Source organism: Sulfitobacter sp. HI0027 (assembly GCF_001634775.1).
Taxonomy (GTDB): domain Bacteria; phylum Pseudomonadota; class Alphaproteobacteria; order Rhodobacterales; family Rhodobacteraceae; genus Sulfitobacter.
In genome coordinates, this window is the sequence record NZ_LWER01000040.1 from 1 (window position 1) to 6,272 (window position 6,272).

Annotated in this window: 9 protein-coding genes, 1 tRNA gene and 1 pseudogene; 9 read left to right on the forward strand and 2 right to left on the reverse strand. The window is 59.2% G+C overall.

Annotated features, from left to right (window positions below; genetic code table 11):
• Positions 1–803 (forward strand): annotated as a pseudogene (locus A3722_RS24230) (hypothetical protein); the annotation flags it as partial.
• 240 nt (positions 804–1,043) lie between these two features.
• On the opposite strand, the gene A3722_RS02550 reads toward A3722_RS24230, so the two are convergent.
• A complete protein-coding gene (locus A3722_RS02550) occupies positions 1,044–1,448 on the reverse strand; it encodes an Arc family DNA-binding protein (RefSeq protein WP_067627450.1) in 405 nt (134 codons plus the stop codon).
• Between the two features lie 103 nt (positions 1,449–1,551).
• Here A3722_RS02550 and A3722_RS23035 point away from each other — a divergent pair, with 103 nt between their 5' ends.
• The 6 genes from A3722_RS23035 to A3722_RS02575 all read left to right on the forward strand — a co-directional run bounded on the left by A3722_RS23035 (position 1,552) and on the right by A3722_RS02575 (position 4,082).
• A complete protein-coding gene (locus tag A3722_RS23035; protein WP_082849326.1) occupies positions 1,552–1,704 on the forward strand; it encodes an Arc family DNA-binding protein in 153 nt (50 codons plus the stop codon).
• A 15-nt stretch (positions 1,705–1,719) separates the two neighbouring features.
• On the forward strand, positions 1,720–1,944 hold the full coding sequence (locus tag A3722_RS02555) for a hypothetical protein (RefSeq protein WP_150120146.1): 225 nt from the start codon (positions 1,720–1,722) through the stop codon (positions 1,942–1,944).
• On the forward strand, positions 1,944–2,141 hold the full coding sequence (locus A3722_RS02560; RefSeq protein ID WP_067627447.1) for a hypothetical protein: 198 nt from the start codon (positions 1,944–1,946) through the stop codon (positions 2,139–2,141). Before A3722_RS02555 ends, A3722_RS02560 begins: the two co-directional genes overlap by 1 nt.
• Positions 2,142–2,230: 89 nt before the next feature.
• A complete protein-coding gene (locus tag A3722_RS02565) occupies positions 2,231–2,785 on the forward strand; it encodes a hypothetical protein (RefSeq protein WP_067627445.1) in 555 nt (184 codons plus the stop codon).
• The gene (locus A3722_RS02570) at positions 2,785–2,970 is read left to right on the forward strand and encodes a hypothetical protein (protein WP_067627443.1); all 186 of its coding nucleotides are present in this window, start codon (positions 2,785–2,787) and stop codon (positions 2,968–2,970) included. The genes A3722_RS02565 and A3722_RS02570 overlap by 1 nt, the downstream gene beginning before the upstream one ends.
• A complete protein-coding gene (locus tag A3722_RS02575; RefSeq protein ID WP_082849327.1) occupies positions 2,967–4,082 on the forward strand; it encodes a tyrosine-type recombinase/integrase in 1,116 nt (371 codons plus the stop codon). Before A3722_RS02570 ends, A3722_RS02575 begins: the two co-directional genes overlap by 4 nt.
• Positions 4,083–4,087: 5 nt before the next feature.
• On the opposite strand, the gene A3722_RS02580 is transcribed toward A3722_RS02575, so the two are convergent.
• Positions 4,088–4,164, reverse strand: a tRNA-Arg gene (locus A3722_RS02580).
• A gap of 172 nt (positions 4,165–4,336) precedes the next feature.
• Here A3722_RS02580 and A3722_RS02585 point away from each other — a divergent pair.
• Both A3722_RS02585 and A3722_RS02590 read left to right on the forward strand, forming a co-directional pair.
• Positions 4,337–5,374, forward strand: a complete 1,038-nt coding sequence (locus tag A3722_RS02585; RefSeq protein WP_067626346.1) for a LacI family DNA-binding transcriptional regulator — start codon at positions 4,337–4,339, stop codon at positions 5,372–5,374.
• The coding region (locus A3722_RS02590) for a winged helix-turn-helix domain-containing protein (protein ID WP_067915898.1) at positions 5,371–6,272 on the forward strand (902 nt) is incomplete at its 3' end. The genes A3722_RS02585 and A3722_RS02590, both read left to right, overlap by 4 nt.

Consider the following 6,272-nt stretch of genomic DNA (forward strand, 5'->3'; position numbering starts at 1 on the left):
AGAGTGGCAGCGGATCGTCCGGCGGTGGTCGGTCCCGTTCGGGCGGTGGTCGTGGTGGACGTGAGCAAGAACCGTTGTTCAGCATTGCTGAAAAGGAACTGGAAAATCTGCAACGTTCTATCGAAATGCTGGGCAAGTCGAAAGAAGAGGTCGCGGCGCTGACGGTCAAGCACAAGCTGCTGGATGAGGCCAAGAAGCGCGGCTTGGATATCACCGACGAACTGCTGCAAAAGATCGACGCCGAAGCGGCCAATGTGGGCAAGTTGGCGGGTGAGTATGAGAACGCCCGCGACAAGATGGCCCAGATGGAGAAAATCCAAGGCGAGTGGAAGGACAGCATCATTGACGCGGCTATGGGCGGCGCAGATGCGATGGACGCTTTCACTAACAGCCTCAAGCGGGCTGCGCTGGAATACCTGCTGTTTGGTGAGGGCATGTTCGCTGGCAAGGGCGGGGGCGGTGGTCTACTCGGCGGCATCATCAGCGCGTTCAGCGGGGCGCGGGCGAATGGTGGCCCGGTGCGCTCTGGTGGCGCGTATCTGGTGAACGAGAACACGCCGAATAGTGAGGTGTTCGTGCCTTCACAATCGGGCGGCATCCTGAACGTGCCGCAGGCGCAGGCGGCTTTGCGCGGCTCAGGCGGTGCTAGCGGAACGATCAAGCTTATCATCGAAGAAGGTGAAATGTTCGCGTCCCGCGTGAGAACTGAGGCAACCGGTGTTGCTGTCGAAGTCACGCGCCGGGGCATCCAGCAAGATCAGCGATCTCAGGCGGATAACAAATATCTCAAGGGTGGCCGGTAACTAGAGATTGGCAGGATGCGCCAGACGATCAGCCGTCAAAGCACCCCCGTTAGTCGGAGAGTGGGAAAACCCCGACAAGGCGCGGCCACCATTTCCTTTTGGAGGCGCGGCGCAGGCCAGCACGGTTTGAGTGGCCGGGGCTGGCCCGTCTTACCAGATGCGAAACGGCAGGGGATCGGAGGGCAGCGGGATGTTGCGCCGGTCCCCGTTTTCGCGCGTCATTGTTGCTCTACTGGTCGTTCATTTCTCTGGCTCATCCACCAAACCCGAAATTCGGTTGGCGATTCTATTAAATATGATCTCAGTATCATCAAAGAGTTGCCGCCGTTCAGCGGCATCAATATTTGACTCAGCTTCCCTTTGAACCTTTTCGAGGTGAGAGCGAAGAATAGCGACGTTCTTAGAAGAATTTTTATCACTGGGAACAACGTTTTCAACTGCATCTAGCAACCCAGCGGAGGCTTCAATTAGAGCCGTAAGCCTGTCTGCCGAAATGAGAGGCGGAAACTTTTCATCGAGCACCGCCACAATTTCAGCATTCATACTGCGCCCGTTCCGCTCGGCCGCAACTTTGATTCGATCCCGCATGCCGTCGGGAAGTCTTAGCATGAACTTGTCGCTTTCTCGGCCAGTTGAATCGGCCATCCCGGCACCTCTCAAAGTTTAGTGGCACGGTGACACTATTTTTCTGTTGACTGCAATGCTGTCACGGTGACATATAGTGTCACGGTGACTTTTGGAGGCCGACATGACCCAACGTAAACAGTTACAACTACGACTACCGCCTGACCTGAAATCTTGGATCGAACAGCAGGCCGAAGCGAACGCGGCTTCGCAAAATTCTGAAATCATTCGGGCGATCCGCGAACGGATGGAACGCAACGAAACCCCTGCAACCTAAATCTTGGAGAACAACATGATCGATACTAACGCCGCTCAGGCGAACAATTCCTCACACTCAAGGCTCAGCGACTGCCAGACGGATGCAATAGTCCTGCACGGTCTTGTACAGGCGCTGGATGAGCTGGATGGCAGCAATACACCGCAGGCGTTCCAAGGCCGTGGCGCTCTGATTGTGATGATTGAGCGGTTGGCGGGAAAGCTGGCGAACAATCTGGACGATGTGAAGGAGATCAACTGATGAACCACCCTGACCACATTGAAGCAGCAATAGATCGGGCCAACACGCTGGAAAACCTCTTGCGTATCATGTCGATGGCTATCGAAGCGGAGCAGATTAGCGCCACATCCTTCGCCGACAATGGCGGCGGGAGCCTCATTGATATGGCGATCAGCATGGCACGTGAAATCATCAATGGATTGGACGTGGTGCAATGAGCGGCATGGCCGGAAAAGCTCGATAACGTCTCTTGACCTTTTATCTGAGTTAAGCAATAAAGGGTCAAAGGAACTTTAGAGGCGTAGCTATGAACCCGATTATCGACAACACCCTGAGCGGCGTCTTCAGTGCGTCCGAGGTTTCGAACCTCACCGGCGCTCGCCCTGAGAGCATCCAGAACTGGGTCAAACGCAAGTTGATCGTCGGTCACCGCAAGATCGAGGGCGGCGGGAGCCAAGGTAAGCACCGCCGTTTCACCTTCTTCAATGTGATGGAAATCGCCATGGCGCAAACTCTGATGGATATGCACATGGGCGCAAAAGAAGCCTTCACTGCGGCGGCTCAATTCGCTCACTCCAGCGGGGGAGGCGACGACTTCGGTTTGCCGAAGCGTGACCCCGCTCTGCCGTTCCATCACCATTATGGCGATACAATTTTCGGCGTAGCGGGCGAACGCACATTCGAAGAGCTTTGGGAGTCGGGTTCGACCCGCGACACCTATGGCAAATTGCGCCAGCACTTAGGGTCCGAGCATTTCCTGACGGTCAATGCATCCGAGGTCTTTAACACGGTTTGCGCTCGCATGCAGTATCACCCGTTCGAAGTCTTGGACGCGGCTTATCCCGAGGATGCGAAGGTCTGATGGCAAACACACCCGCTTCATTCAAACAGGTTGATGTGACCCGCGCCATTAAAGGCGCGGTAGCTGCTAACATGGAAGTGGGAGCGGCCTATATCGACCGCCAAGGAAATATCATTGTTTTTGCGAAGGGTGAGGCTGTCACCAGCGCGAAAAGCAACATCGACAAGATGCTGGGGATTGGATGAGCAAGCGCAGAAACCCTTTCCCCGGCGTAGGTAATCAGCCGACAATTGACCGCCACGGGTGCAAGCGTTGGCGTCTGCGCAAGACCGTGAAGGGCCGTAAGATCGACGTGTATCTGCGCGGCCCATACGGCTCTGAGGCATTCCGTGCCGATTATGATGCTGCAATCAATCCGCCTGCCCTCTCACCGGCCTCTGGCACGGTTCCCGGCACCTTTGACCATGTGATCACGCACTACCTCAGCAACACCGGGTTCAAGAGCCTGAGCGCTAGCACACGCAAGCCTAAGCGCGGCAGGTTGGACGCGATCCGCGTGTTGATCGGGGCTGCGCGTTTGGCTGATCTTGAGCCACACCACGTTGAGAATTTGATGGACCGCAAGGGCGGCCCTGAAGCGGCAAACCGGCTGCACAAAGAAATTGGTGAACTCTACCGCTATGCTCAGAAGAAGCTGGGCTACAAAGGGCCGCATCCGGCGGAACAGGTCGAGCGCCGCAAGATCAGAACTACCGGCTTCCACACTTGGACACTTGAAGAAGTTGAACAGTATCGTGCGCATCATGCATCTGGCACGTTGGCGCGGCTGGCCTTCGAGGTGATCTTGGGAACTGGCGCGGCACGTCAGGACGCTTGTGCCATGGGGCGGCAGAACCTCAAAGGGCCGAACATCTGGTACAGGCGGGGCAAAACTGGGCAAGATGTATCGCTGCCCCTTTGCTTGCTGCCAGAACTGCGCGACGAATTGCTGTTAGTCCCTGCGGAACAATCCCAGTTTTTCATTCACAGCAAGGGCAAGCCCTTCACCGTGGAGAGCTTTGGCAATTGGTTTCGTGACCAATGTGTAGCGGCAGAGCTACCGGAAGTTTGTCGCGCCCATGGCCTACGCAAATATGGGGCTACCCGCTTAGCCGAGCGCGGCGCGTCGGAATTTCAGATCATGGCCTTCTTGGCGCACAAAGACCCTCGTGAAGCCCGCCGCTACGTCCAAGCGGCCAATCGGGACAAGATGGTTTCTGATGGGCTGGCACTTCTCGAACTCAACAACTTGTCCAACCTTCCAGATGGGTTGGACAATTTCACCCTGCAACCAACTGTAAAGAAAGGGAAATTATGAAAGTCTGGCGACCCCGGCAGGATTCGAACCTGCAACCTGCCCCTTAGGAGGGGGCTGCTCTATCCAGTTGAGCCACGGGGCCGACAGGGGCGGTTTAGCGCAAGCATGGGGTGATGTCATCGGCAGAATGGCCACCGATTGGTGCGGCGCCCCGGCCCGACTGCACGACCTGACTGCACGGCCTGACTGCGGCAGAGCTTGATCGCGCGTCCCGCTTCGCGCTACCTATGGGTGAGGCAAACAGGAAAACCAAATTGACCACACCCCCCAAACGCCCGTTGACCCTACGCGATGTGTCCGATGCTTGTGGCGTTTCCGAGATGACGGTCAGCCGTGTCCTGCGCAAACGCGGCGACGTGTCAGAGGCCACCCGCAACCGTGTTCTCGCCGCCGCCAAGGCGCTTGGCTATGTGCCCAACCAGATCGCCGGATCGCTGGCCAGCCAGCGCGTGAACCTTGTGGCGGTGGTGATCCCGTCGCTGGGCAATATGGTGTTTCCCGAAGTCCTGAACGGCATCAATCAGGTGCTCGAAGACACGCCGCTGCAGCCGGTCGTGGGGGTGACGGACTACCTCCCCGAGAAGGAAGAGCGGGTGCTCTATGAGATGCTCTCGTGGCGGCCCTCGGGGGTGATCATCGCGGGGCTGGAACATTCCGACGCCACCCGCGCCATGCTGCGCAATGCAGGCATTCCAGTGGTCGAGATCATGGACACCGACGGCAAACCCGTCGATGCGATGGTGGGTATTTCGCACCGTCGCGCGGGGCGCGAGATGGCGCAGGCGATCCTGCGCGAAGGCTATGAGCGGATCGGCTTCATGGGCACAAAAATGCCGCTGGATCACCGCGCCCGCAAACGGTTCGAAGGTTTCACCGAAGGGCTCGCCAAGGCAGGGGTGGAGATCGAAGACCGCGCCTTTTACTCCGGCGGCTCTGCGCTGGCCAAGGGTCGCGAGATGACGCAAGAAATGTTGGAACGCTCACCCGACCTCGATTTCCTCTATTATTCCAACGACATGATCGGCGCGGGCGGGCTGCTACATCTGATCGACCAAGGCATCGATATCCCCGGTCAGATCGGTTTGGCGGGGTTCAACAACGTGGAGCTGTTGCAGGGTTTGCCGCGTCAATTGGCGACGATGGATGCCTGCCGGAACGAAATCGGTCAGGCAGCGGCGCGGATCATCCTCAACCAGACCCGGCCCGAGCCGGACCCGGAAATGCAGACCCAGATCACCCTGACCCCGACGCTGTCGCTGGGCGACACCCTGCGCCGCCGCCGTCAGGGGTGAGCCGCCCAAGGCTCGCCAATGCCGCCGCGCGGCGGTTATTTTTGGCGCGTCACCTGCTGTCCGACCCGCCGCAGGGCCCGGCCAAGGGCGTGGCGCTGCTCAAACTGATCCATGATCTGGGCTTCGTGCAGCTCGACAGCATCAATACCGTGGCGCGGGCGCATGATCTGATCCTCTTTGCACGGCGCCCTCGGTATCGCCCCGCTGCCCTGAAACGGCTCTATGAAAATGGCCGCGCGCTGTTTGAGCATTGGACCCATGACGCCGCCGTCATCCCGATGGAATTCTACCCCCAGTGGCACCTGCGCCGCACCCGCGATGCGGCAAAGCTGCTGGGCCGTTGGAAGGATTGGCAGCGCCATGATTTCGAAGCGCAAATGCAAAGCGTGCTGGCGCAGGTCCGCGCGGAGGGCGGCGTCACCTCATCAGATGTGGGCCGGGACGAGCCGCGCAGCAGCGGAGGCTGGTGGCAGTGGCATCCGTCGAAAACCGCGCTGGAATATCTGTGGCGCAGCGGCGCGCTGGCGGTGACCGGGCGCGAGGGCTTTCGCAAACGCTATGATCTGACCGAGCGGGTGGTGCCCGCCGCGCTGCGTGACCCGGCGAATGCCCCTGACATAGGGCAGACGGTCGACTGGTGCTGCAATCAGGCGCTGGCGCGTTTAGGCTTTGCCACGGCGGGGGAGCTCGCGGCCTTCTGGGCGCATATCTCTCCCGCCGAAGCGCGCGGATGGTGCGCGGCCGAACAGGCCGCCGGGCGGTTGGAGGAGATCGATATCGAGGCCGCCGATGGCAGCCTGCGCCCTGCCTTTGTCCGCCCCGGTTGGGCCGAAGACCCCGCCCTTACCCGCGAACCCCCCAAACGGCTTCGGGTGCTCAGCCCCTTCGACCCCGCCCT